At 52.1% G+C, this 25,622-nt stretch carries 21 protein-coding genes; 4 read left to right on the forward strand and 17 right to left on the reverse strand.

Going from position 1 to position 25,622, the window contains the following annotated elements:
- Positions 1–128: 128 nt before the first annotated feature.
- The 4 genes from V5T57_RS10710 to V5T57_RS10725 all read right to left on the reverse strand — a co-directional run bounded on the left by V5T57_RS10710 (position 129) and on the right by V5T57_RS10725 (position 6,964).
- The gene (locus V5T57_RS10710) at positions 129–2,234 is read right to left on the reverse strand and encodes an SPOR domain-containing protein (RefSeq protein ID WP_332891209.1); all 2,106 of its coding nucleotides are present in this window, start codon (positions 2,232–2,234) and stop codon (positions 129–131) included.
- 145 nt (positions 2,235–2,379) lie between these two features.
- Positions 2,380–4,038, reverse strand: a complete 1,659-nt coding sequence (locus V5T57_RS10715; protein ID WP_332891210.1) for an SPOR domain-containing protein — start codon at positions 4,036–4,038, stop codon at positions 2,380–2,382.
- A gap of 128 nt (positions 4,039–4,166) precedes the next feature.
- Positions 4,167–5,201: an MraY family glycosyltransferase gene (locus V5T57_RS10720; RefSeq protein WP_332891211.1), complete on the reverse strand. Its 1,035-nt coding sequence runs from the start codon at positions 5,199–5,201 to the stop codon at positions 4,167–4,169.
- Positions 5,198–6,964 (reverse strand): carbamoyltransferase family protein, encoded by a 1,767-nt coding sequence (locus V5T57_RS10725; RefSeq protein ID WP_332891212.1) that lies wholly within the window; start codon positions 6,962–6,964, stop codon positions 5,198–5,200. Before V5T57_RS10725 ends, V5T57_RS10720 begins: the two co-directional genes overlap by 4 nt.
- 250 nt (positions 6,965–7,214) lie before the next feature.
- Here V5T57_RS10725 and V5T57_RS10730 point away from each other — a divergent pair, with 250 nt between their 5' ends.
- Complete coding sequence (locus V5T57_RS10730) at positions 7,215–7,697, forward strand: tetratricopeptide repeat protein (protein ID WP_332891213.1); 483 nt, start codon at positions 7,215–7,217, stop codon at positions 7,695–7,697.
- Positions 7,698–8,013: 316 nt separating this feature from the next.
- Here V5T57_RS10730 and V5T57_RS10735 read toward each other — a convergent pair whose 3' ends face one another.
- The gene (locus tag V5T57_RS10735) at positions 8,014–9,432 is read right to left on the reverse strand and encodes an OmpP1/FadL family transporter (protein WP_332891214.1); all 1,419 of its coding nucleotides are present in this window, start codon (positions 9,430–9,432) and stop codon (positions 8,014–8,016) included.
- Between the two features lie 687 nt (positions 9,433–10,119).
- Here V5T57_RS10735 and V5T57_RS10740 point away from each other — a divergent pair.
- On the forward strand, positions 10,120–12,135 hold the full coding sequence (locus V5T57_RS10740) for a methyl-accepting chemotaxis protein (protein WP_332891215.1): 2,016 nt from the start codon (positions 10,120–10,122) through the stop codon (positions 12,133–12,135).
- A 363-nt stretch (positions 12,136–12,498) separates the two neighbouring features.
- On the opposite strand, the gene V5T57_RS10745 is transcribed toward V5T57_RS10740, so the two are convergent.
- Complete coding sequence (locus V5T57_RS10745) at positions 12,499–13,245, reverse strand: SapC family protein (RefSeq protein WP_332891216.1); 747 nt, start codon at positions 13,243–13,245, stop codon at positions 12,499–12,501.
- Positions 13,246–13,464: 219 nt separating this feature from the next.
- Positions 13,465–14,055, reverse strand: a complete 591-nt coding sequence (locus V5T57_RS10750; RefSeq protein ID WP_332891217.1) for a hypothetical protein — start codon at positions 14,053–14,055, stop codon at positions 13,465–13,467.
- Positions 14,056–14,222: 167 nt separating this feature from the next.
- Between V5T57_RS10750 and V5T57_RS10755 the strand changes: the two genes are divergently transcribed.
- A complete protein-coding gene (locus V5T57_RS10755; protein ID WP_332891218.1) occupies positions 14,223–14,498 on the forward strand; it encodes a DUF2312 domain-containing protein in 276 nt (91 codons plus the stop codon).
- A 148-nt stretch (positions 14,499–14,646) separates the two neighbouring features.
- Here V5T57_RS10755 and V5T57_RS10760 read toward each other — a convergent pair whose 3' ends face one another.
- On the reverse strand, positions 14,647–14,922 hold the full coding sequence (locus tag V5T57_RS10760) for an HU family DNA-binding protein (RefSeq protein ID WP_332891219.1): 276 nt from the start codon (positions 14,920–14,922) through the stop codon (positions 14,647–14,649).
- A gap of 348 nt (positions 14,923–15,270) precedes the next feature.
- On the opposite strand from V5T57_RS10760, the gene V5T57_RS10765 reads away from it, so the two are divergent.
- Complete coding sequence (locus V5T57_RS10765) at positions 15,271–16,695, forward strand: mannose-1-phosphate guanylyltransferase/mannose-6-phosphate isomerase (protein WP_332891220.1); 1,425 nt, start codon at positions 15,271–15,273, stop codon at positions 16,693–16,695.
- Between the two features lie 83 nt (positions 16,696–16,778).
- Here the strand turns inward: V5T57_RS10765 and V5T57_RS10770 are convergent, their stop codons facing one another.
- The 9 genes from V5T57_RS10770 to V5T57_RS10810 all read right to left on the reverse strand — a co-directional run bounded on the left by V5T57_RS10770 (position 16,779) and on the right by V5T57_RS10810 (position 25,470).
- Positions 16,779–18,017 carry a hemolysin family protein gene (locus tag V5T57_RS10770; RefSeq protein WP_332891221.1) on the reverse strand — a complete coding sequence of 413 codons (1,239 nt, stop codon included), beginning with the start codon at positions 18,015–18,017 and terminating at the stop codon, positions 16,779–16,781.
- Positions 18,018–18,020: 3 nt separating this feature from the next.
- Positions 18,021–19,427 (reverse strand): hemolysin family protein, encoded by a 1,407-nt coding sequence (locus tag V5T57_RS10775; protein ID WP_332891222.1) that lies wholly within the window; start codon positions 19,425–19,427, stop codon positions 18,021–18,023.
- A gap of 78 nt (positions 19,428–19,505) precedes the next feature.
- Complete coding sequence (locus V5T57_RS10780; protein WP_442918199.1) at positions 19,506–19,685, reverse strand: Trm112 family protein; 180 nt, start codon at positions 19,683–19,685, stop codon at positions 19,506–19,508.
- Positions 19,686–19,706: 21 nt separating this feature from the next.
- Positions 19,707–20,435 (reverse strand): DNA repair protein RecO, encoded by a 729-nt coding sequence (gene recO / locus V5T57_RS10785; protein ID WP_332891223.1) that lies wholly within the window; start codon positions 20,433–20,435, stop codon positions 19,707–19,709.
- 7 nt (positions 20,436–20,442) lie between these two features.
- Positions 20,443–21,354 carry a GTPase Era gene (era, locus tag V5T57_RS10790; protein ID WP_332891224.1) on the reverse strand — a complete coding sequence of 304 codons (912 nt, stop codon included), beginning with the start codon at positions 21,352–21,354 and terminating at the stop codon, positions 20,443–20,445.
- 2 nt (positions 21,355–21,356) lie between these two features.
- Complete coding sequence (gene rnc, locus V5T57_RS10795) at positions 21,357–22,085, reverse strand: ribonuclease III (protein ID WP_332891225.1); 729 nt, start codon at positions 22,083–22,085, stop codon at positions 21,357–21,359.
- 22 nt (positions 22,086–22,107) lie between these two features.
- Positions 22,108–22,974 carry a signal peptidase I gene (lepB, locus tag V5T57_RS10800; RefSeq protein WP_332891226.1) on the reverse strand — a complete coding sequence of 289 codons (867 nt, stop codon included), beginning with the start codon at positions 22,972–22,974 and terminating at the stop codon, positions 22,108–22,110.
- 3 nt (positions 22,975–22,977) lie between these two features.
- Complete coding sequence (gene lepA / locus V5T57_RS10805) at positions 22,978–24,774, reverse strand: translation elongation factor 4 (protein ID WP_442918200.1); 1,797 nt, start codon at positions 24,772–24,774, stop codon at positions 22,978–22,980.
- Between the two features lie 252 nt (positions 24,775–25,026).
- Entirely contained in the window at positions 25,027–25,470 is a 444-nt protein-coding gene (locus V5T57_RS10810) for a hypothetical protein (protein ID WP_332891227.1), read from the reverse strand.
- Positions 25,471–25,622: the final 152 nt, after the last annotated feature.

Below are 25,622 nucleotides of genomic sequence, written 5' to 3' on the forward strand. Positions count from 1 at the left end.
TAGACCACGCACAAGATGCATGGATGGCAGCTATGTGAAGGATAGATGACCCTTCAATTCACCCTTATCCCCCATGGGAAGATAAGGATGAATTGAAAAGAGAGGATCTGAAATATGGACGCAGTTACTTAGCGACTACGCCCTGGCCCACAGCCAAGACCACCCCGACCGGAGAATGAGGCATCCCGAATAATGGGGCGATGAATCCCCATATCCTGCTTTAAGATTTTGGCAACCTGCTCCGCTTTACCGCGGGTTGTAAAAGGTCCGGCGCAGACACTGTTCATGGTTTTGCCACGCACCAGAACCTGACGCTGGAAAGCTGGGAAGCTTTGTGACTCAATCCGTTCACGTAGCCGGGTTGCATTGCCCTGGTTGGAGAAAAACCCTGCATATACCGTATAGTCTTGACGCCCGGTATCGCTAAAAATGGGGGTCTCACCGGTTTCTTGAATGGCCTGTGCAAAATTTTTCGGTTGAGCTGCCGCCTTAGGTGCTGGTGGCGTAGCCGACTTAATGGCCGCCTGCCAACTGTTGGTCTTAGGTTGTACCGCGGCACGCGCAGGCTTGCTCACAACGGGTGTGGCAGAAGCCGTGTGACGAATCACACTTCCAGCCACACCGATCTCATCCTTAATCACCCCTTGTACCGCCTCAGCTTTTGCTCGGCTTTGATAGGGCCCAACAAACAAGCGGATGAGCTGACGCCCTCTGGCTTGGGAGAGATTTTGATAAGCGGGCAAACCCAACGCCATTAACCGCTTTTCCATCCGCTTGGCCGAGGGCTGATCCCGGTAAGAGACCACCTGTACCGCATAACGGCGCGCTGACTTCGACGCCTTAGCCGCTTTAACCGGTGCCGACACGGTGGGTTTATCGACCGGAGCAACCGGCTTGGGCTGCGGCATTTTTTTAACCGCGACAGGCTTGCTTACAACGGGTGCAGAGGCTGGAGCAACCTGGGTTAAACGGGAGATCCGCTTCGTGTTCCAACGCTGGATGACCCCCGAAATTTTAAACTGCGCCAAGATCGTCTGCATCGACTGCTTAGCCTGTTGACGGTCGGCATAAGGCCCTACAAATACACGGATATAGGTACGCCCTTTACTCTTTACCTGCTCGGTTGAGACGGCAAAGCGCCGTTTGGCCAGGTTTTTTTCCAACCGTTTGGCATTGTCCTGGTTACCAAAAGAGCCCAAGGCAACCATGTAGCGTGGACCGTTGGTTTTAACCGGCGTTTTGGGGGCAAAAACCCCTAAAGAATCCTCTTTGGCGACCACTGCAGGTTGGTGCTTTTTGGGTTGAACCTGTTGGATGTTTTCACCATCACGCTTGATCCGACTGGGCAAACCGGTCTGCTCTTCAATAAAGCGTCGGGCAAACTCAGCAGCCTCATTACGGCTATAAGGGCCAGACAGCACCTGATAACCCCGGCTCACCGCCTCCAGACTAACCGGCAATCCCAAATCGGAAACCTGCTGCTTGATCGCTTGAGCTTTTTCATGCCCAAAAGGCTCTGCACCAATGCGTACATACTGACCACTGGCAGCCTGAGAAGCCACCGCACGCTCGATAGGGTCGGCTTTAGGCGCTGCTACAGGCATCGTCACTGTTGGCGTGACCTTGGCTGGCTTGGGGACCACAGCAGCTACCGTCGATTGAACAGGAGCTTGACTGGGTTTGGTCGTAGCAACACGCTTAGGCTTGGCGGGTGCGGCAGGTGCACTGGCCACGGCGGCAGATGCACCACGGCTTAACTGCGCCATGATGGAGAATGTACTGATATGAATACGCGGACCGCCATTAAAGCGGTCATAGACTTTAAAGTAGAGCCAACCAGGCGGAAAAGAGCCCGCCACCGAACCAACCACCGTATAGATATGCTCGGTATCCATAGCCTGAACGGGGTCATAGGCCATATCGGCGACTTTACGCCGGTTGCCATCCACAATATCAATTTCAAACATATGCTTGCCTTTTTGGGCAAGCAGGACATCCATAACAAAATAACCCACCATACCGGGGTTTTGTGCGGGCAGCACACTCACCAGTGTATTGGGTTTGACCAGATCATCCTTAACTTCCAGCTTATCTGCAAAATAGGCATTGGTAATAAAAGCAGGCTGCTCTTGTGCCATACTTTTTATGGGCAACATCACCAACACCAACGCCAGCATAAACCAGCGAAACGGATCTTTTAACCGACAGGCCAGAGCGGTGCGATATACGCTCATGGATGTTTACTCCCCGATTTATCCCCCCTGCTACCGTACTCCTGTCAACCAGAGCTTGAGTAGAGGTTGGTTTTTTACAATGCGGCTGTTCAAAGGATCATGCACCGACAGCACACAGGACCAACAGCAGGCCGATCAATACGCCTTAGCCATCCTGAGGTTGCAGTTCCAGCATGCTCTCCTGCTCTGGTTCTTCTATGATTTGTGCAACCTTAGCAAAACGCCCCTGGGACAACCCATCAGGACGTTCCCACTGGGTAACTTCCCCGCCCTCTAAACCCATGCGATAGCGTGCTTCACGCAGCCCCATACGGGCACCCAGCCAACTGGCATAAGGCCCCATATAAACTTGATAAGCCGACCCGGAAACATCCTGCTTCAGACGGGCAGGAATACCCTGCTTTTTCAGACTGCTTACCAACCGTTTGGCGGTCTCTTCATCCGCATAACGCCCCAACAAAGCCATAAACTTGGCCATTGGATCTTCGGCTGAGAGCGGTATGGGGATGGTGATTTCCTGAACACTTTCAACCTGAGCAACCATGGGAGGCTTAATCTTCTTTTGGGCCACACGGGAAGGACCACCATGCAACCAGATCCCTGTTGAGCCCAGATGTTCCCGAGCAACCTGAACCTGCTCTTGTGCCTCTTTTTGTGCACCAAAAGGACCCATCAATACAAAGGCGGCACGCTTATCGGTGACCGGTACTTCATAGATATTGAAAGGGGTACCGATGGTATCCAAAACGCCTTGAATGCGTGAAAGCTGGCGAGAGGATGCGGTGGCAGAGATCAAATACCAGTAGGAACCCTGTCCGCTGCTGATAAAGGCTGTGTTGGCGGTACGCTCCGGCATTTGGAACTTGCCATCACCATGAATACACAACACCTGGCTCTCACCACCTGGGGTCAGTTGCCGTGCAGCCATACGGGCCTGCAACCAGCTGGTGTATGGACCGACCCCATCCAGACGGAAGGTGCGGTCATCCAACTTAAGCGGAATATTGAAGTGAGGAAAGCGATCTTTGATATTTTCACGACTGGCCAAACGGGGAGAGATCGGCAACCAGCAGAGGGTATCTTCACCCGTGTAGTCACCCGCATTGGCGGTTTCCAGACCTGTGACCTGCTCCACCAGACGCATGGCGCTCATCAATACATCCGATGCCATACTACCACTGACGGTCTCACCATTTTCACCATGGCGCTTTTTACTCTGAGCGGCATCGATGGAACGTAAGACAGCGGCACTCTCAACCAACGCTTCGGGGCTGAGGTTTTTCACGCTCAGGGTGGGCTCTTCTTTACCACGAGCATTTTTGGGTGTCAAAACATTGAAGACCCCAATGGGGGTACGGTCAGATCCTGAGAGGCGGTCGTATAAATGTACCGTGCGGGCCCCTTTATCCGAACCAATTTTACCCACGATGGTATGCACAAAGCCATCCTGCACAGAGGGTACGGCATCGTAGACCAGGGCATTCAACTTCTCACCACGTTGGTTACGCACCTCAACTTCCAAGTGGTGCAAACCTTGGCTGTTCATGGCGACGTCCATGACAAAGTAGCCATCACCTTGTGGGGCAGTTTCCCGCAAATTGTCTTGATCAGAAGGGAACAACAGCGTTTTGGCGCTGCTTAGGTGCTCGGTAAAATAGGCATTGGCAATCTGTGCAGGTGCCGTTGTTTCTTCCCACAGTTCTGGCCGCAGCAACAGTGCCGCCATCAACCCCACAAATGAGGTGAGTAAGATTAGGGAGCGCCGAAAACCGGTACCCGTGAACAGAGAGGAAAACCCCTTCATGCTTCTTCCTTCCTTGGAAAGTCCGCCATTTTCCTTATGGTGCCTCGCCCAACGGTGTCAGCCTCCTTGCCGACCATGCCAAAGGGTGTGCATGGGTCACATTCGCAAGGATCATACCTTAGCAAGGTTCACAAAGAATGGCGCCTCCAAAAACGGCGTATGAAGCGTAGATAAAACAAGAACAAAAGAACGATAAGAAAAAAAGGAAAGGGCCCTAACATCTCCAAATAAGTGTAGAGAATCGCCATACCACCTGCCAAAATCCCCACACCTGCCATCAGGGGTGCCACCCAAGCGACAGGTACCCCCATGGCAGCCATAAGGTGGTGTAAGTGTCGGCGGTCACCATCCAACGGGCCAGAGCCATCTAGCGCACGGCGGAAGACAGAGCCAAACAGGTCAAAAAGTGGGATCAACACCACCCAAAGCACCACAGCGGGTGAGGTGGTTGAACTGGGTGCCTGTGTGATCACCATGGCAAACCAAGCCAGGGCATACCCCAGCACCATGCTACCGGCATCCCCCAAAAAGAGTTTGGCCCGTGGGCGCCCAGGAACCCGCAGATTAAACAGCAAAAAAGGCACCAAGCAGGCGACGAACAGCCAAGCCAGCGCCCCCACCTGGGTGTAGCCGGAAAGTTGACAGAGCAGCGCCATAACCACCATCGCCGCCAAGGTGACAGAGCCACAGACACCGTCCATGCCATCAATCATATTCAAGGCATTGATCACCCCGACCACACAGATCACCGTAAACAGGGTACCAAAGGGAGCCAGTTCAATGACGCCCAGCCCAAACAGATCGCCAAAATGGTCCAACCCCACCCCACCCCACAGGTCGAGCATTAAAGCCACAACCACCTGGGCGGTTAAACGAAAACGCACACTCAGGTCATAGCGGTCATCCATCACCCCCATCAGTGCTAACACACCCATACCGATAAAGAGCGCAGCTTCTGCTCTGGGTATGGGTCCATCAATCAGCATCCACCACCCTGCGGCCCACCCACAAAAAATGGCCAACCCACCCACCACCGGGGTCGCCACATCATGGAACTTACGCTTGGTATCAGGATGATCCACCAACTCCATAGGAACCGCGACACGACGCAGTAGTTCCAACAGAAGCAGCGTGGTTATGGCTGCTGCCAATAGGGCGATCACGACTGACGCCCATCCCGAGTGACCACCCAAGAGCCCATGACCAAACAATCCATTTTGGTGCGTAGATAACAGTTCAAGGCCTCTTCAGGCTGACAGACCACCGGTTCGTTCTCATTAAAAGAGGTGTTCAGCAAAATCGGCACACCTGTCATGCTGCCAAATTTTTTAATTAATCGGTAATATAAGGGGTTATACCCCTCTTCTACCGTCTGCAAACGGCCAGAACCATCCACATGGGTGACGGCGGGGATCTCCGCCCGCTTCTCTTCACGGATGGGAAAGACCTTCATCATAAAGGGCACATCATCTTCCAGCTCAAACCAATCACACACCGCCTCTCGTAAAATGGCCGGGGCAAAGGGGCGGAAGGACTCTCGACGCTTAATTTTTAGATTAAGGATCTCTTTCATATCTGACCGCCTTGGATCACAAAGAATAGAGCGGTTCCCCAACGCCCGCGGCCCCCACTCCATCCCCCCCTGGAACCACCCGATCACCTCACCCTGGGCAATTTTCTCTGCGGTTAAGCTCAACCGCTCATCCTCATTGCTTATCTGCCGGATGGTACAGCCTTGGGCCAGGATCTCCTCTTGCCGTGCGGTTAAAAGTTGTGCAATTTCTGTATCATCATATTGGGGTCCCCAGTAGGCGTGGGGCATGGCCACACGGCGCCCGTGCTGTGGGTTACGTTCTGCCCATAGGGCTGCAGCAGCCCCAACAGCCCCGCCCGCATCCCCAGCAGCTGACTGAATATAAACCCGTTTAAACGGTGTATTCCGGGTGATCTTACCATTGGCCACAGAGTTCATGGCGCACCCACCGGCCAGGGTCAGATCATCAACACCATAGTGGGCATGCAGATGGTTAAGCATATGAAAAAGCGCTTTTTCATACATCGCCTGAATCGAGCGTGCCAGATCTTTATGGTACGGACTGAGCGGGGCATCTTTATGACGGGGTGGACCCAGCAGAGGTTCAAGCGCTTGGGCATTGAACAGACTGGCAACGTCTGGGTACCCTCCATCCCACTTAAACACAGAACGGATCTTATGGTGTTTAAAGTACTTCATCTCCAGCGCAAAACGCCCTTGGGGCCGTAAACGAACAATCTGCTCCATACGCTCGACATAACGGGGTTCACCATACGGGGCCAGCCCCATCACTTTGTACTCATCCCCATACCCTGAAAAACCCAAATATTGGGTCATCATCTGATAGAAGATCCCCAGGGAGTGCGGAAAGTGGATGGCACCATCCATACTTAATGCAGAACCTTGCCCAAGTCCCCATGCCGTGGAGCTGAAATCCCCAAAACCATCCACCGACAGTGCCACCGCTTTTTCATAGGGAGAAACCAAAAACGCGGATGCCAAGTGGGCACGGTGGTGCTCAACCTGTACCAGCTCCCCTTTAAATGGAGTATCCGGAAACAGTTTGGCCAGTTCATCGGCCACCCCTCCCCGTTTTTTGGCACTACGCATGCGATCCAGGATCAGTGCAGGGGTTGGAAATTTTGACAGTGCAAACGCCAACTTACGCCCAAGGTTGGCTTTAGGATCGGTATTCACCGCCACCACATCGACATCGGCCAAGCTAAGCTCTGCCACCTTAAGACAGTGGCGGATCGACATTTCGGGAAACCCTGCCCAATGCTTAATCCGGCGAAAGCGCTCTTCTTCCACAGCGGCAACAAGTTGACCATCCACCACAATACACGCCGAAGCATCGGCGTGATACGCGTTGACCCCAATGATCACCTGCATGGTTTACCCTTTCAACAACGCCAACAAGTACGGCTCATAGATATGTGTCACCTTTGCGATGGAAACACATGCAGATGGAATTCACGATCTGGGCCAACCCCACCTGAATGACAATTTTTCCTCCACCCCATTTGCAGGCCTTCTATTTGCATAAACCATTTGCGAAAACCGGCTTATCCACTTAAACAGGCCCCCATTGTACCGTGGCCATAAGTGGGCAGCACCGTGCTATTTGTTACAGGGAGTCGTTATGAGTGAGTACCTCAATGCCTTAGTCCTTTTAGCCGAAGGGGGAGACAGTCAGGCCCAACACCGTATTGGCGTCTTTTGTCTGCAAGGGGAAGAGGTGGAACAGGATCTGGAAGGTGCCCGGCTCTGGTTTGAGGCTGCCGCAGCACAAGGATACGCCCCCGCTGCCTATGACCTAGCCATGATCTATCTGGAAGGTACTGGTGTTGAACCAGATCAAGAGACCGGGGTTAAGTGGCTGAGCAAAGCCGCCTTGGCGGGGGATGCCAAAGCACAGAACAACTTGGCGATCCTACACGCCCAAGGTGAAGGGGTACAAGAGGACCTTGTTCAGGCGTTAATCTGGTTTGGACTGGCCGCCCATAACGGCCTGGAAGAAGCTGTACAAAACTACCAGTCCCTGGCCAAAGAGGTCCCTGAAGAGATGTTGTTTAAAGCACAAATGGGCGCAGAAGCCATTTTATCCCGCATGCAAAATGGTTAACCTTTTGGCCAACATCCATGGTGCCATGCACCCATAGCAACACCGCGATATTGATTAGAAAAAAAGCCCTGGCGTCTCTGCGCCAGGGCTTTTTTTAATCCCCTCACCCCAAATGATCCATCACTGGCCAAAGAGGCGCCTGAAGAGATCTGCATATCAATACAAACAGGGCAAGGGAGCCAGGTTATCCCACAGGCCAAACGGTTAACCTTTTGGCAGACATCCAAGCCCCCCCCTTAGAACACCCTGATATTGGATAGAAAAAAAGCCCTGGTGCAGAGGCACCAGGGCTTTTTAATCGCTTCAACCTGCAGCTTTAGAAGTCGTAGCTGTAGTTCAAAGACCAGTTGTACTGACCATGAGAAAGTTTGACATCACTGTCGGTGTTGACGTTACCTGTTGCCACATTGTCTGTACCTGGGGCATAGGCCACCGCTGCATTGATCTGGCCACCATTGGCAAAGGTGTAGCCAAATCCACCCGTAATATGGTTGGTTACCGTCGCAGGGAACAGGATAGACAGATAGTCGTTAGGGACGGGGTTGTTGCCAATATTGGCCCCCCCACGAATACGCCACTGATCGGTCAGTGCATACTCAGCCCCTAAGGAGAGCACATACTGATCTTTCCAGTTCTGCTCCAACGTAACGTTCATAGCCTGACCGGCATAGGTGGCGTTTGTGCTGTTTGCCACAAACTCCATTTTAAAGTCTTTCATGGTGTTGGACCAATCGATCCAACTGACATCACCTACCAGCATCAATTTTTTATTGAACTGGTAAGCGGCACCCAAGGTCGCTTTTTGGGGCCACTCAAAATCTTTAACGGTGATGGTACCGGGAATGGTCTGATTAATGGCACCACCGTCCTCAAACAAATAGACCGTGGCCCCCTCTGTGGACAGATCTTCCATGGCGGTTTTGGAGTGATAGCTCAAGCCCAGCGTAACAGCATTGGTCAACTGGTAGGTTGCACCCAGCTTAAACCCAGCGCCATACCCTTTGGCCTCACCCGTAAAGTCGTTTCCATCAGAAAAATCAAAACGACCATAATCGATGTCACCACCGGAAGCCGCAAAAGCATTGGTCGCCAACGCACCCGATGCTGTACCAGCAGTAGCCATGGCCGCAAAGTTAGCACCATCCAGATCCATTTTCAGATCCAAGCCCATCCAGACAAAATCAACCGAAGCCGCAACATTCAGTTTTTCATTAACCCGGTAGCTTAACGGCAAGACGGCACGCCCGACGGAGAGCTCAGAACGCTGCTCCAAACCACTCAAATCCACCAAAGCTGCCGCGGTGTTGCGCCCCTGAGCAAATAGCGTATTACCCGCGGCATATTCTGTACCCATACCACCCTGAGCAATCACACCAAAGCCGTAGGTAAATTTACCGCTGTTACGCATGTAGGAGAATGAAGGCATAAAATAGGCATCACCATCAGACTTGGCAAAGGCGGCTGAAGAAGCGGTACTTTCCGCATCGACATCAGGCCCCAGCATGCGCAGACCGACGCCAACACGCTGCTTACCTTCCCACAGGCTTAACGTGGCCGGGTTATTCATGATGGCCGAGTTACCACTGTCATAACCTGATGCAGCACCACCCATAGCATGAGCACGAGCACCATAACCTTCCAGGTTCATACCGTTGGTTGCGTGCGCAGAGCTCGCCCCCCAACCCACTGAGATAACCCCGGCTGCAACCAGTAGATACTTCAAGTTTGCTTTCATGATCCCCGTCCATCCCTAATCATACGTTAAGTTGCCTTAACAGGTAGTGTGATCCAGCATTTATTTGTAATTTATAAAACAATATTTCTAAGCTGACCGAATATGTAAGAAACATCCGCTAAAAACGTTATCGACCAAATCATTCATTTATGAAGATAACTTTTTCTCTAAGTGATCAAACATTTGAAACATCATGTTAAAAACAGCGCTCAAACCGTTATAAACAGAGACTCATAAAAGGTTCCATATATCTTCTTGAAGGTATTCAAATAGCCAGCATTCAACAAAGATATCCAGAAAAAAATGAGTATTCAGGTATTCACCCTACAGCGCCACTGCAATTATGCAAAAGCCACCTCTGGCGTACTTTTCATGCCCTAAAAGGCTTTTTCTCTCTCTAAAAGCAAATGGAGGTTGGCTTTTGATTTGCATGTTGTGCAATTATGGTTTTTTGGTTTGTTTCGGGCTCTTATCTCCTCCTCTCAATGAAGAGAGGCTGAGCGGCTACTTTGAGAGCTGGTATTAAGGTTTTTGGTTTGTGGACCGATACCTAAATATAAAGAAGCGTTCAAAAAGGTCATAGAATCACACAGGTATGATCCCCGCAGGTTTGGGTGGGGTAAGTGACACGTGTGTGGGCCGGCCAAAACGTATGACAGCCTCAACACCAGGAAAGAGGACCAAAGCGTGAGTGGACATTATAGACAGTTCAACCTAAAAAGCCGTTTTGTTATGGGGTTTTTAGGGATGTCGGTGGTTGTCATCCTGTTTGGATTTTTTCAGCTTTCCATGACTCAAGGGCAGGTGGATGGCACCCATGAGCTAAAAGCCTATGGCAATAAAGCGGTTAAGCTGCACAAGATGCTGCAGAAGCTAGACGCCACCCAGCAGATCATCAGCCGGGCACTGGCAGGCGAAGATGCCGCTCAGCTTAAAGAGGAGCTAACGGGATTAGGCAAAGCTTCTCAAGCTCAGTTCAAGGCTTATCAGGCCATGCCCAACGAGGGCAAGCCCATTCGTTTAGCCAAAGCGGTCGGTAATCACTACCCCGCCTGCTTTACCGCCACATCCACCCTCATTGATACCATCAAAATTGGTGACCTGGGTGCCGTTAGTGCCCAAGCCAAAGTGGTACAGGAACATATTAAAGCCACCACAGTGGCCATTTTTCGTAACCTGACAGCCCTGGAAATTGCCCGTGATCATGCCGGTAAAGAGGCGGCCAAGTCAGCTCAAGCCACACGCTGGTTAACCATCATCGCCATTATGGGCGCTCTGTTGTTGGTTGGTGGCCTCTCCTTCTATGTTATGAACAACGTGCTTAAGCGTCTGGGGGGCGACCCTGAAGAACTGGCCAAGCGTGCATGGGAGTTCTCTGAGGGGGATCTCACCATCTTTGGTAAAGATGGCCGGGATGCTTCGGGTATCGATCAAGCGTTGAATAAAATGGCAGCCAACATTGGTCAGGTTTTAGGCCATGTCCGTGAAAGCGCTGGGGTACTGGCCGGTGTGGCCCAGGAACTGGCTGATACCGCCAATAGTATGCATGGCCATGCAGGCACCATGTCTGACAATGCCACCTCCACCGCCGATGAAGCGGAGAAGATGTCTATTGAAATGGACAACATCGCGGTTGCCTCAGACCACGCCAGTCAAAAAATGGATACCATCGCCTCCTTTGCTCAAGATACCAGCGGCAATATGGAGAACATCTCCCAAGCGGCGGATGAAGCCAGCCACAATCTCTCCACCGTGGTTGATTCTTCCGACTCCGCCAGCGTCACCATGCAGGCGATCCAGGGTGCGGCTGATCGTTCCAGTGAGGATATCCGTAACGTCAACGCCTCGGTTCAAACCATGAGCCAGTCGTTGGAAGAGATTCGCAAACAGTGTGAAGTTGCTTCTCGGGAATCCAGCGAAGCCAGCGGTTATGCCAAAGAGAACCAACAGGCCATGGATAACCTCACCACCTCCGCTCGGGAGATTGGTAAGGTTCTGGAGCTGATTAACGATATTGCCGAACAGACCAACATGCTGGCACTGAACGCTTCCATTGAAGCGGCCGGTGCGGGTGATGCAGGTAAAGGCTTTGCGGTGGTGGCCAATGAGGTGAAGGATCTGGCCGGTAAAACCACCGAAGCAACCCAGATGATCGCTGCCCAGATTGATGACATCCAAGATAATACCGCGGCGGTGGAACGCATGATCGGCCGGGTAACCGATGTGATCGTAAACCTGGAAAAATCCAACGTGGGCATTAACCGCTCGGTGGATGAACAGGGTTACACCTTGCAGGATATCACCCAAGCCATGTCCGAGGCCTCGGAAGAGACCGAAGCGGTCACCAGCCAGGTGGGTTCTGCCTCAGATGGCATGCAGGATGTCAGCCGCAACATCACCGACATTTCAAGCGGCATCGCCCATGTGACCAACAATGTGGCCGAAGCATCCGGGCACATGGCTGAAATGGCCAACAATGTACGCCTGGCCTACGCGACCAATGCTGAAATCTCCAACCAGCTCACCATGGCGGCCAACATCTCCCGGGCCATCAGCGGCACCATGCAAGAGGTTAAAGACTCTGCAGGAGAGGTCAACAACGTCAGTGAACGTATTAATGAACTCTCTGAACAGGTCTTTGCCATTACAGAAGAGCTCAACTACATCATTCAGCTCTTTAAAATGCATGAAGATGATGAGTAAACCGACCCGGTTTCGACGGTAAGTTCAAAAAAACCCGCTTTGCAGAAGGCGGGTTTTTTTATGTGCCTAACCCGTCCCAACCACCCGTGAAGTCGGATGCACAGCCTATCCGCAGCCGCCTACTACTGTAGCGCCCCCCCTCTCCTGCGCCTCTCTTTCTCGCCCATGAGGCACCGGTGAGAGCCCCTATACGATCCACAGACAAGGTCAGACATGGATTAGCCTATACATCCAGGGCTCTCCTTACCCTGGCCAGAGAGACGTTAGGCGCGGAACGAGACAGAGCATCCATCGCACGCCCCCAAAAAAAAGGCCCCGATTTCCAGGAAATCGGGGCCTTTTTTACAGACATGAACCAACTGTTCAGCTTTTTTCTAACCATTTGTGCCGCAGCTGGGCCAAGCGGTTAAAGTTATCCAACGAGAGCAAATGTGCGTGGATTAACCGTAGATAACCACTTTTTAGCCACTGGTGAGTCAGCTCAGCCGTTAAGGCATGGAAACGATTTTCATCCACCCGGAACATCTGCACATGGGTTTCATTCCCCCCCCCAACATGCATTTCAATCAGCAGCTTATGTTCCTCTAAAGCTTGGATGAAACGATCCCCCTTGGGTTTCATCTCCTCCATCTCCATAAGCAGCTTGTTTATGTAGTTCCAAGCCGGTGTATCTTTACCACGATAATCAATATAGGGCCGATCGTTGGACTCAAGCATCTCTTCATCAACACAGACAATACGTTGATGAGAGGGCTGCCCGTCGGCGGTCTTACCGCGTTTTAGGCGTACCAGGCAGAAAGGGTGACTGCGTACATAGGCTGGCACATAATAGGGCTTGCGCCAGTTACCTTTACGGGAAATAAAGATATTCTCATTCTGCTTAATACCCGTTATTACCATGGGTACCAAGGGCTGCCCAGTCGCATTACGCGCAAACACGATGGGATAATCACGGCAGGCTGAGAAAAACTCACTCAAAGAGAGCCGAACCGTCGGCATCGTCAAGGCAAACGCATAGGAACCCACCTTCACGCCCAACCCACGATGGCGCACCCGATCGAGCGGACGCACTGGTCCAAAGCCCGGTGGTGAAGGCCACTGTGTGGTCATGAATGCCCTCCTTATCTTCCAGCAACATCAATCGAATAGTCTAATGAAAGCGTCGAAAAGCCAAGCTTCATTCAGTTGTACCCAATCGAAACAAGAATGGGTACCCTTTTCTTTTCGTCCCGTTTATCGAACTTCACCCCATGATAAACGATCACTTAGCCTTCTCTCCTACTTAACGGTTAAAAAGGCGTAAACCTTAACCGCACTTTTCATTTTGTATTATAATTCTGGCGGGTTCATCACCACCCACTCCATCCCTTCGAACTGGAAGATCACCAGCTCACCCCGATCGAGCCAATCGTGGGCCATACGCCCCCAATCGATATAGTGTACAAAAGGTTCCGGGATCTGCTCAAGCTCCCCACGGATCTCATGCATCTCTTCCATCACATCGGCTGCATCCCCGGCAAGAATCTCCAGCTTTTCGATATGATCCAGCGACTCAGGCAGGCTACGACTACGGAAAACACGCCAAAAATAGAGCGCAGCACGTTGCGGCTGTTTAAGTTGGCGCAACTGCTGGAACCATAAAACCAGCCCATCCAGGTCCAGTTCAAGCATCTCAAAAAAATCTTCGTGTACACCCTCCAGATAGCTGATCTCCAGCTCTTCCATGGGGGCAGGCACCAGTTGCAGAGCCTGGGAAGGTTCCGCCCCCTGGGCTTCATCCGCCTCTTGCTGGGCCTGGGCGGCATTTCTGGCAATTTGCGCCAGTCTGGCCTGCAGACTCTGCAGCTCCTCTAAAGAGCTCACAATGACCGGACCATCCAGCCCACCACCTTTAACAACAATCTGCTCATGCACGTCCATGGTTTCACCCTATGCTGAATAATCTTTTTATGTACGCCCCAAGGGTAACACTCTCACATCAGAAGAGAAAAGGTGACATGTCGGGCACGGGTTTTGCTTTTTCCATTCTCAGAGACGACAGGGTGTCTTCGCCTTGACACCTTTTTTCCATTGAAGGAGTGTAAACCATGACTGCAGCACTGACCGTGGAACCCACCACCGAAGATGCCCAAGGCATTGCCGGTGAAGTTCTGATCCAATACATTGACCGCATTGAACGCCTGGAAGAAGAGAAATCCGGTATCGCTGAAGATATCCGTGATGTCTATGCAGAAGCCAAAGGTACCGGCTTTGACGCCAAGGTAATCCGTGAGCTGGTCAAATTACGTAAAATGGAACAGCATGAGCTTGATGAAAAAGAGATGCTGCTGCATCTATACCGTCAAGCCATTGGTATGGGTTAATCCCCCCTCAACACACGCTGTCTTGTGGGGATCCGTCGTTTAACCGCGATGCCCAGCCCCAGACAGCGGGTGTGAGCCCTGGTTTGGGCATAAAAAAGCCGCCGCTGGAATACAGCGGCGGCTTTTTCTTGGAGAATCTCGCAGGAGATTAACCGTTCACCTTCTCACGCAGGGCCTGACCAGCCTTGAAGCGGATGGTGCGGCTTGCAGAGATCTGGATTTTCTCACCAGTTTGAGGATTACGACCCTCACGCGCGGCACGCTCACCAACAGAGAAGGTACCAAAGCCCAGCAGGCTTACAGTAGCACCTTGACCGAGGCTTTCACTGACGGCTTCCAGAGTAGCAGCTACGGCACGACCAGCATCAGCTTGGCTCATGTTGGTTTTGTCTGCGACGATTTTTTTCAGTTCACCAAGATTCATTGTTCACTTCCTCCTTGAGAGGCCAAAAGGCCGACGGGAACCCACAACCGGATCATTACTCACCCCCCCATGGAAAAGCCAGGATTTTTCCAAACAGAAAGGGGGAGCTTTAAAGGGAATAGGCGGTCTGCTATACCCCGCAGGCCACCATAATGCTGCGTTTTATTACCCATAGGAGCATTGCATCCCAAGGCTTATCAGCGCAATATGAAGATATTGAGGGGCTTTTTGCAAGGGATCTTTTGCAACGAACAGGTTTTTTTAGTCGTTTGCCTACTTTTTTGACAAAACAGAGCCCCAAATGTAACCAAATCGTGCAAAAAGCACGTCCGAGACAGGAAGTTAGGTATGTTGATACCCACAATTTTGGCAGGTGGTGGCGGTACCCGTCTGTGGCCCCTCTCCCGAGACCTCTACCCGAAGCAGTTTCATCACGGGTTAGGGGATGATCGCCCGCTGTTACAGCAAACAGCGGCGCGGGTACAGGGTTTGCCCAACTTGGCTGAGCCGGTGGTCATCTGCAACGAGCAACACCGCTTTATGGTGGAAGAGATGCTCCGCGAAGCTGGCACCCCCACCCAGGCTATTTTTTTGGAGCCCAAAGGGCGTAACACGGCCCCTGCCGCAGCCATAGCCGCCATGTATGCCCGGGCACAAGATAAAGATGCTCAGGTTCTCCTCATGCCTTCCGACCACCTGATTGGTGATCCCGAGGGCTTCCGAGCCACGGTGGCCCAAGGCATTCCCCATGCTGCCGAGGGCAAATTGGTCACCTTTGGCATTGTGCCGGACACGCCTAATACCGGTTATGGCTACATCCGCCGGGGAGAAGGGCTGGCCGATGGCGTCTACAACATTCTAAATTTTGCCGAAAAGCCAGACGTGGCCACGGCTGAATCCTACCTTGCCCAAGGGGATTACAGCTGGAACAGTGGCATCTTCCTGTTCCACGCCGGTTTCTTCCTGGAAACCCTGGCCCGGCTTGCCCCTGAAATGCATGACCGCTGCTTGGCCGCCTTTGAATCCGCCCAGGAGGACCACGCTTTCACCCGTCTTGGCAAGCTGTTTTTGGATGTCCCTTCCGACTCTATCGACTATGCCGTGATGGAAAAAAGCCAAGATGGGGTGGTTATTCCCATGGATGTCGGCTGGAATGACATGGGGGCCTGGAACGCCCTATGGGAGGTGGGGGATAAAGATGAGGATGGCAATATGATGGTTGGGGATACCCTACCCCTAGATACCTCAGACTCACTCATCTGGTCTTCCAGCCGTTTGGTGGCCACAGTGGGTGTTGAAAATCTGGCCATTGTCGAGACGGCAGATGCCATTCTGGTGGCCCGCAAAGATCGGGTTCAGGATGTCAAAAAAGTGGTTGAGCAACTTAAACTCGATAAACGTCATGAGTTTAGCCACCATAATAAGGTCTACCGCCCTTGGGGTACCTTTACCCAGGTGGATGCCGGACCGCGTTTTCAAGTTAAGCGGATTATGGTCAAGCCAGGCGCCAAGCTCTCCTTACAAATGCACTACCACCGCAGCGAACACTGGGTTGTGGTCAAAGGCACCGCCCTGGTCACCCGAGGGGAGGATGACATTTTGCTGAAAGAGAATGAGTCGACCTACATTCCGTTGGGGGTAAAGCATAGCTTGGCCAACCCAGGGAAGATCCCACTGGAGATTATTGAGGTACAGAGCGGCCCCTATTTGGGAGAAGATGATATTGTGCGCTTTGAGGATATCTATGCGCGCCTAGATGATCATCAGAGCTAAAACAGGCTAGCTTTACGGTCAAAAAAAGCCCCCATAGCAATCTGCTGTGGGGGCTTTTTTCTTTTCAATTTACCTCTTATCTATCAGAAAGATATCTTCACTTCCTGAATCATCTTACGGGTGGCTTTTTCGACCGTAAAGGTCATTTTCTGGTAAGTAAGGGTTTGGCCGGGCTGTGGGATATCCTCCAGCCGTTCCAGCATAAAACCACCCAGTGTCTCATAACTGCCGTCAGGCAGTGCCACGCCGATATGCTCTTTTAACGCCACAATATCCATACTGGCACTGACAATAAAGGTATTGGCATTCAGCTTTTGCACCCAGCGGGGGGATTGCTCTTTGCTGTCATACTCATCTTCAATATCCCCAACCACACGCTCCAGAATATCCTCCAGCGTCATAATACCCTGGGACCCACCAAACTCCCCAACCACCACCGCAACATGCTCGCCACTCTTACGGAACTCAACCAAAAGATCTTCTACTGGTTTAGACATGGGCACAAACGGTACAGGCCGGATAAAAGGGGCAATGGACCCATCTTTAGGTTGCCCCAACAGATCCAAACCACTGACATGACCAATCAGGTTATCCACCCGGCCCGCATAAATGGGCAGACGGGTGTGACCATTTTGGGCACAGAGATCCAAGGCTTCACCACAGGTTGCTGTACGGGGAATGGAGATCACATGAATCAGGGGAATCATAATATCCCGCGCCCGCAGTTCATTAAACTTGAACATACGGCGAATCATGGTTTTTTCCTCTTGCTGCACATCCCCATCTTCAGAGCCGGGCATTTGCAACATCATGTCGAGCTCTTCACGCAAAGTATAAGGGTTCCGCTCGTTACCACGTCCGATCATAGAGGTAATCAAACGGGTTAGCAGGGTAAAGACCAAAAGCACCGGGAAGAAGAGTATAGACGCCCCTTTAAGGATAAAAATCACCTTGGGGGTCATGGTGTCGGCATGCTCTTGGAAAATACTTTTGGGGACAATTTCCCCCAAAACCCAAATAAGCGGGGCCACAAACAAAATGGCCACCCACCCTTTGCCTTCACCCAACCACTGGGTGGCCAGCAGTGTGGCCAGTGTGGTGTTACTAACAATGGCAATATTGGTGCCCACCAAAGTTGTGGCCAGTAGCCACTCTGGTTTTTCCAGCATATCCAACGCCAAACGCGCACCCCGGCTGCCTTTGGCTGCCTGATGGCGTAACTTCAGTTTATCCGCATTGACCACACCAATTTCAGAACCGGAGAAAAAGGCCTCCATCAGTAGGAACATGGCCATCAACATCAGAATAAGAGAACTATCCACCTTTTACGCCTCCTTCTCTGGGGTTGAATCGGCAGTGGGTTCTGCCTTCACCGGCACAGCCCCTTCTCCCTTGCTGGTCAAAGCCAACTCTGCACTCTTTTCACCTTTTTCCAAAAGGGCCAAACACCCTGCCTTACCGATCTCACGCCCTGCATGGCAAGCTATGGCCTCCATAATACGGGTCCCCTCCACTTTGGTAATGCGAAAGCACCACTCATTAAGGGCAATGACCGTTCCCTCTTCTGGCAACTCACCATGGGCATGCAACAACAGCCCGGCAATGGTCTCGGACATATCGGTATCAAAACGGGCTTTCATCAAGGCGTTGGCATGGTCGACATCAAGATTACCATCCAGACGGAAACAACCATTTTCCAAAGACTCAACCGTGGCATCATTATCAGGATCTTCCGGGTCATGGATCTCACCAAAGATCGACTCCAACAGATCCCCCATGGTTACCAGACCAATGGTGCCCCCATACTCATCCAGGATCAGCGCCAACGAGCGCTTTTTTTCTCGGAAGTTATGCATCAGGTCCAAGATAGGCTTGGTCTCTGGCACATAGAACGGACGACGCAGGATCGGCCGCAGCTCCTGCATATTTTTAAAGAGTGAGACATCGTTTGAGAGCAGATCACGGTAATAGAGCACCCCAACAACAGCCTCATTCTCCTCATCAAAAACCGGAACCCGGCTTACCCGTTGCTCCCGTAACACCGCCATCACCTCATCCATGGAATCATCCATATTCAGGGTGACCATATTGGAGCGCGGGGTCATCACCGCTTCGACCGTCTGATTACCAAACTCAATAATGTTGTGAATATACTCCGCTTCAACCTCATCCAGGTCACCATCCTCAGCCGCCTCATCCGCCAAGGTACGTACCAGATCCTCTGTCACAATATTGCCTGATGAGCGCTTTCGCCCCCCCGTCAATAAGGTGATCAACAGTTCAGAGATAACCCGTACAACGCCCCGTAACGGCGTGACCAGAGTGGCAAACAGATTAATGGGACCGACGACCAAACCTGAGACGGTATCATTATTTCTCACCGCAATGGTTTTGGGGGTAATTTCCCCAACCAGCAGTAGAATGGGCAGCATAATAAAGATGTTGACCCACCATGCATCGGTCCCCCCCATGAACTGCATCACCAAGGTTGCCGAAATATTGGAGGCCGCCACATTAACCAGCTCATTACCAATGAGGATGGTCACAATCAGACGCCGTGGTTCACTGAGCAGAGTTTGGATCTGTGCAAGCTTAGGATGCTGATTTTGGCGCATCCGTTCCAGTGTAAGCTTATCCAGAGAGAACAGAGCCGTCTCAGAACTTGAAAAAAGCCCGGAGAGGAGCAGAAGAACAACAAAAAGAAGCAGTTGCAGCACGGTAATCAGATCCATGACAACGGCTCCTGCAGGGACATTGTTTGAACGGCAGAGCCCGCGTCAGGGGCCCCACCGCCAATACTGGGAGGTTGGTCAAACATTATCATCCTCAAGTTTTCGGGCCTCTTCAACCAGCATGACAGGAATGTCATCCCGTACAGGGAAGGCCAATTTATCTTTTTCACACAGCAGTTCGGTATGCTCTTTATTCACTTGCAGTGCATTTTTGCATACGGGGCAAACTAAAATATCCAACAGTTGCTTATCCAACATGGATCTACTCCTAAAGAGTCTTTATCTAAGCCCTGAAACGTTTAAAAAGGGCTCCAGAGCATGAAAAGCTTTCTCACCATGGCGCTCCAGCAGCTTACAGGTAAGCGCCAGGAGATTACGTTGTGCCCGGAGATCCTCAACCATCTCTCCCCGCATAAGTGCCAGCACCCCTTCCGCCAGCGGCAAGAGTCGATCACGATGCGGGATACCACACATCCGGCAAACCGTTTGGTTACGTTTGGGGGAGAAAAAAATCAGATCATCTCCCTGGCCACACCCTGCACAGCACGCTGTCTGCCAACCAAAACCCAGGCTATGCAGTAACTGCCCTTGCCACAGGCCGACCACCTGCAGTGGTGATGCCTGAGCCTCCAACCGTGCCATCGCACCATCCAAAGCGGCAAACAAACCTGGGTGGGGATCTTCTGCGGGAAACAGGCGATACACCTGTTCCAGCATTAACTGGGCGGCACTGCTGCCAGCAACATGATGCATTAAACCGTGGCGAGGGGAGAGAATTTCCACCCGCCGCAGTGTCATCATACTCTGCCCTTCCCGACCACTAAGCTGCACGCCCAGGGTATGAAAGCCTGCCAGATCCCCCCTCGGTAGACTTTTAGAGCCTTTTCGGGCCCCTTTTGCCATAACCGAACGCACCCCATGTTCCTGAGTAAACAGGTTAAGTACCAACGAGCTGTCCCGGTAGGGAATGCGTCGCAGTACAATGGCCGGTTGCACCCCTTCAGGCATGGACCACTTACTCGCTTAAATCGTCGGGATATCCAAATTCCTGCAGCAGCTGTCGGTTATCCATCCAATCTTTCTTAACCTTCACCCAGCACTTAAGCACCACCTTGGTGCCCAACAGCCGCTCCAGCTCAAAACGGGCTGCGGAACCAATTTTTTTCAACATGGCCCCTTTTTTACCAATGACCATCGCCTTGTGGCTATCCCGGTGCACAATAATCAGTGCATGGAACTCCAACTGGCCGTTTTCCCGCTCCTCATAGTGCTCAACCTGTACCGCCAAGGCATAGGGTAGCTCCTGTTGCAGATTAAGAAACAGCTTCTCCCGAACAATCTCCCCAGCGATAAAACGCTCAGGCTGGTCAGTCACCATATCTTCAGGGAAATAACGGGGGCCCGCGAGCATTTTTTTATCCAGCAGCTCAACCAAGTACTGAACGTTACTGCCTTCAAGGGCAGAGATGGGAATAACCTCATCAAAGGGCATGCCGCTCTCACCCGCCTTAGCCAGCAGGGGTAACAGCTGCTCTTGCTCTACCTTATCCACCTTGTTGATCACCAGGTAGATGGGGGCTTCACCACGGGGCAGGCGCTGAACAATTTCCAGGTCACCCTCGGTCACCCCTTTTTGAGCATCCACAAAATACAGAACAGCCTCAACCTCTTGGCAGCTCTGCATCGCGGTTTGCACCATCGCTTTGTTGAGTAGGTTTTTACCCGCTTTATGAATACCCGGTGTATCCAGAAACACCATCTGGCAATTATCCCGGTTCAGCGCACCCAACACCCGAGTTCGGGTGGTCTGTGGCTTGGGACTAACAATGGCCAACTTCTGCCCCATGACCCGGTTCAAAAAGGTGGATTTACCCATATTGGGACGGCCCACAATCGCCACAAAACCGGAACGAAAGTTCTCGGACATAGTTAGGTCTCACTCTCTCTCAGCTGTGCCAACGCCTGCTGCGCGGCTTGCTGTTCAGCTTCTCGTTTACTACGCCCCTGCCCCTGGCCAGTCATATGCTCGCGGGGTTGGCAGGAGACCACAAAGGTACGCTCATGGGGGGGACCATCTGAGCTAAGCACAGTATAGATCGGCAAAGCTTCCCCCCGAGCTTGTAGATACTCTTGCAGCAGGGTTTTATAGTCCTTGCCCTGCTGTTTGGGTTCAATGGCATCAACACGGGACTGGAACAGCCGTTTAACCACCTCTTCTGAGGCCATAAAACCGCCATCCATATAGATCGCGCCTAAAAGCGCTTCCAAGGCGTTGCCCAAAATGGAGGATTTATCCCGCCCACCACTTTTGGCCTCGCCTCGGCCCATACGCAAATAAGCCCCCACCCCAATCTCTTTGGCCACTTCACTCAAAGAACGGGTGTTCACCAACATGGCACGCCACTGAGAGAGCTGCCCTTCAGGCACCTCACCAAAGCGGTTATAGAGCATGTGGGAAACAATGAGGTTGAGTACGGAGTCACCCAGAAATTCCAGACGTTCGTTATGGGCCGTAGCAACGGCCTCGTCTGCTTTTTGGGCATCCAAAGGGGCGGAGCGGTGTGTCAGGGCCAAATGCAGCAGGGCGGGATTGGCAAAGCTGTAGTGTAGCTGCTGCTCCAGTTTTTCCACACCCGGTAACGCATGCTGCGGTTTCATGAGGGTACCTTACGGTTCCAGGTTAACGGATGGGATCACCCACCCGGTCAAAGCGCACACGCCCTTCTACATGGTCCCAAGACCAAAACAGGCGGGTGGCTCGTCCGACCAGACGAAAGGCCGGAACATAGCCCCAGTAACGGCTATCATTACTGTTGTCCCGGTTATCCCCCATGGCGAAGTAGTGCCCTTCTGGCACCACATGTTCCATGGGAAAAGCAGCCGGTACATTGGGTTGGATCAAAACCCGATAGCTGCGTTCACCATTGTTCTCTTTTAATCCCAGCGTATTAATACGGCGCTCATACTCATTGAGGTAGCTGTATTCGCCAGTCATCTTATAATCCAGCGGCTTACCGTTGATGTAGAGCCGCTTATTCTCATAAGAGACCCGGTCCCCAGGTAGGGCCACAATACGCTTGATATAGTCCTTGGAAGGCTCCATGGGAAATTTAAAAACCGCCACATCCCCACGCTCGGGGCCATCCCCCATTAAAATGCGCTTTTGGGTGTAGGGCAGCCGATAACCGTAGGCCAACTTGTTAACAAACAGGTAATCCCCCACCAAGAGGGTGGGAATCATCGAACCCGATGGAATCTTAAACGGTTCAACCACAAAGGTACGGATCAATAGAGCAAAGCCCAAAGCCACGACAATGGCGTCGTAATACTCCAGGGCAATACTCTCCTTTTCAAACCAGCTCTTCCCGCGCAGCATCATAAAGCCGCCGCCCAGGATCATCACAACCGCTACAGCCGTCCAAAAATGGAAAGGCTCAACCACCACCGCGCCATCCAGGCTAACGGCCACATAGCCACCCAGCATGAACAGCCCGGCCAGCATAAAGAGAACACCATGCCACAGATGTTTGGTTTGCCGCTTGAGCATGATTTAGTCTACCTTCAGCACGGCCAAGAAGGCCTCTTGGGGAATTTCCACCTTACCAACCTGCTTCATGCGTTTTTTACCAGCCTTCTGCTTTTCCAGCAGTTTCCGCTTACGGCTGATATCCCCACCATAACATTTGGCGGTCACATTTTTGCGCAGTGCTTTAACCGTCTCCCGCGCAATAATTTTGCCACCAATACAGGCTTGCACCGCCACATCAAACATCTGCCGGTGAATAATTTCTTTCATCTTTTTGGCCAGTTCACGGCCACGGAACTGGCTGATATCCCGATGCACAATCACCGTCAAGGCATCCACCGGATCACCATTGATCAAGATATCCAACTTCACCAGATCGCTCTGCCGGTAATCCAGCAGTTGATAATCCAAAGAAGCATAGCCTTTGGTCATGGATTTTAAACGGTCAAAGAAGTCCATGACCACTTCAGACATGGGCATTTCATATTGAATCATAACCCGTGTTTCTGAAATGTAGCTCATATCCTTCTGCGTGCCACGGCGCTCGGTACAGAGCTGCATGACCGGCCCCATAAAGTCTGCTGGCACCATAATGGCCGCCAAAATATAGGGCTCTTCAATATACTCCCGCTTATTGGGCGGGGGCAGCTCACCAGGGCTGCGGATATCGACGGTCTCACCATCGGTCTTTTTCACCCGATAGACCACCGTTGGGGCTGTGGTGACCAGATCCAGATTAAACTCACGCTCCAGGCGCTCCTGAATAATCTCCATATGCAGCATGCCTAAAAAGCCACAACGGAAGCCAAAGCCCAATGCAGGGGAGGTTTCCATTTCGTAGCTGACCGCAGCATCGTTCAGGGAGAGTTTTTCCAGTGCTTCTTTAAGATCTTCATAGTCGGCGGAGTCCACCGGGTAGAGACCTGCAAAGACCATGGATTTAGCGGGCTGAAAGCCCGAGAGCTGTTCCTCACAGGGGCGTCGTACGGTGGTAATGGTATCCCCCACCCGTGCATCAGCCAGTTTTTTAATACCCGCCAGCACACAGCACACTTCACCGGCCTTGGCCTCTTTTACTTTGGTCAAGGTTGGGGTCAAAAAAGCCACACTATCCATGGGGTAGTCCATACCAACCCCCATAAAGCGGATTTTATCCCCTGCCTTAAGCTTACCATCGTAAATCCGGGCCAGAGAGACCACCCCAAGGTAGTTGTCATACCAGGAGTCCACCACCAGTGCTTTGGTGGGAGCGTCAAGATCCCCTTGTGGTGGGGGAACCCGCAGCACAATGGCTTCCAGGATCTCCTCAATACCAATACCGGATTTAGCCGAAGCTTCAATGGCATCCGTGGTATCCAGGCCAATGACCTCCTCAATCTGCTCTTTCACCCGTTCGGGTTCTGCAGAGGGCAGGTCAATTTTATTGAGAACAGGAATAATCTCCAGATCATGCTCAATCGCCATATAGACGTTTGCCAACGTCTGAGCCTCGACCCCTTGAGCGGCATCTACAATCAGTAGTGCCCCCTCACAAGCGGCCAGTGAGCGAGAGACCTCGTAGGTAAAGTCTACATGTCCGGGGGTATCGATCAGGTTCAGAATGTAGGTATTCCCATTTTTGGCTTTATATTCCAGTCGCACGGACTGAGCCTTAATGGTGATACCACGTTCCCGTTCCAGCTCCATACTGTCGAGCACCTGCTCTTTCATATCCCGTTCGCTAAGCGCACCGGTATATTCGATCAGACGGTCGGCCAGGGTACTTTTACCATGGTCAATATGGGCGATAATGGAGAAATTGCGTATATGATCCAACGACATATTGGGTCGTCACATGCCAAAGATAGGTTAAACAGGCACCCTAAACATCTTTTAAAGAGGATGAAAATGGTGCGCTATTTGAAGAGGGGATAAAACCAAGGGGGATGCCGATACAAGCAAGCCTTCCACACCTTCTGCCCCGCTTCGCCAAGGGTACAATCGGAGCATCATATAAAAAAAAGCCGCTGTCGTCACCTAGTATCGACAGCGGCTTTTCGATTTCATGATTTGGCTAAAAAGTGAGACCACAGATTAGTGGTAGTCACCCCGGTCTTTTTTGGCCAACTCCACAGTGGCCATAACGGCGGTACGGTGCAGTAGCTCCCGCTCTTCGCCCCCACGGGTCTCTTCAGTTAAGTTACGCAGGGCCTCGTCCCGGGTTTCACGCAGACGGTCCATAACCTCCTCATCACTCTTGGAGGCAGAACCTTGCAGGTCCTCTTCCAATGCGCTGAGGGTTTCCAGCACTTCATCAGCCTGTTTCAACTGGCGACGCTTGGTCTGGTCAGAGACCTGATCAACCCGCTCTACGGCATCGGTCGAGGCTACTTCATCGACCGCATCCACCGTTGAGGACTGGGCAGAGTCCAGGGCTTCGGTAAATTTTTCCCCCGAGACGGCACCACGTTGTGCGGTACGTCGGGTACCCGTCGTGGGCAGGGACGTGCCCGGTTTATCAACGCGACGGATGCTCATGTTCATCTCCCTTGGTGGGCAATTTGATCCAGATTCGGCCCCAAAAAGCGGTGCCTTACCCCCTTATGAATCAAGCCGTGTGCCAAAACATCGTAGCAGGGGGAAGGTTCTCTGTCCAATGTCTCTGTTTAGGGGGGGTCTAGGAGCTGCAA

The sequence above is a fragment of the Magnetococcus sp. PR-3 genome, from assembly GCF_036689865.1.
Taxonomy (GTDB): Bacteria; Pseudomonadota; Magnetococcia; order Magnetococcales; family Magnetococcaceae; genus Magnetococcus.

Excerpts from the sequence above, each read along its gene's own strand:
- V5T57_RS10745 (WP_332891216.1), bottom strand. The coding sequence starts at position 13,245 with ATGACCACACAGTGGCCTTCACCACCGGGCTTTGGACCAGTGCGTCCG.
- V5T57_RS10760 (WP_332891219.1), bottom strand. The coding sequence starts at position 14,922 with ATGAATCTTGGTGAACTGAAAAAAATCGTCGCAGACAAAACCAACATG.
- V5T57_RS10725 (WP_332891212.1), bottom strand. The coding sequence starts at position 6,964 with ATGCAGGTGATCATTGGGGTCAACGCGTATCACGCCGATGCTTCGGCG.
- rnc (WP_332891225.1), bottom strand. The coding sequence starts at position 22,085 with ATGAAACCGCAGCATGCGTTACCGGGTGTGGAAAAACTGGAGCAGCAG.
- V5T57_RS10765 (WP_332891220.1), top strand. The coding sequence starts at position 15,271 with ATGTTGATACCCACAATTTTGGCAGGTGGTGGCGGTACCCGTCTGTGG.
- V5T57_RS10810 (WP_332891227.1), bottom strand. The coding sequence starts at position 25,470 with ATGAGCATCCGTCGCGTTGATAAACCGGGCACGTCCCTGCCCACGACG.
- V5T57_RS10750 (WP_332891217.1), bottom strand. The coding sequence starts at position 14,055 with ATGGACGTGCATGAGCAGATTGTTGTTAAAGGTGGTGGGCTGGATGGT.
- V5T57_RS10715 (WP_332891210.1), bottom strand. The coding sequence starts at position 4,038 with ATGAAGGGGTTTTCCTCTCTGTTCACGGGTACCGGTTTTCGGCGCTCC.
- lepB (WP_332891226.1), bottom strand. The coding sequence starts at position 22,974 with ATGCTCAAGCGGCAAACCAAACATCTGTGGCATGGTGTTCTCTTTATG.
- lepA (WP_442918200.1), bottom strand. The coding sequence starts at position 24,774 with ATGTCGTTGGATCATATACGCAATTTCTCCATTATCGCCCATATTGAC.
- V5T57_RS10730 (WP_332891213.1), top strand. The coding sequence starts at position 7,215 with ATGAGTGAGTACCTCAATGCCTTAGTCCTTTTAGCCGAAGGGGGAGAC.
- era (WP_332891224.1), bottom strand. The coding sequence starts at position 21,354 with ATGTCCGAGAACTTTCGTTCCGGTTTTGTGGCGATTGTGGGCCGTCCC.
- V5T57_RS10735 (WP_332891214.1), bottom strand. The coding sequence starts at position 9,432 with ATGAAAGCAAACTTGAAGTATCTACTGGTTGCAGCCGGGGTTATCTCA.
- V5T57_RS10780 (WP_442918199.1), bottom strand. The coding sequence starts at position 19,685 with ATGTTGGATAAGCAACTGTTGGATATTTTAGTTTGCCCCGTATGCAAA.
- V5T57_RS10755 (WP_332891218.1), top strand. The coding sequence starts at position 14,223 with ATGACTGCAGCACTGACCGTGGAACCCACCACCGAAGATGCCCAAGGC.
- V5T57_RS10775 (WP_332891222.1), bottom strand. The coding sequence starts at position 19,427 with ATGGATCTGATTACCGTGCTGCAACTGCTTCTTTTTGTTGTTCTTCTG.
- V5T57_RS10710 (WP_332891209.1), bottom strand. The coding sequence starts at position 2,234 with ATGAGCGTATATCGCACCGCTCTGGCCTGTCGGTTAAAAGATCCGTTT.
- recO (WP_332891223.1), bottom strand. The coding sequence starts at position 20,435 with ATGCCTGAAGGGGTGCAACCGGCCATTGTACTGCGACGCATTCCCTAC.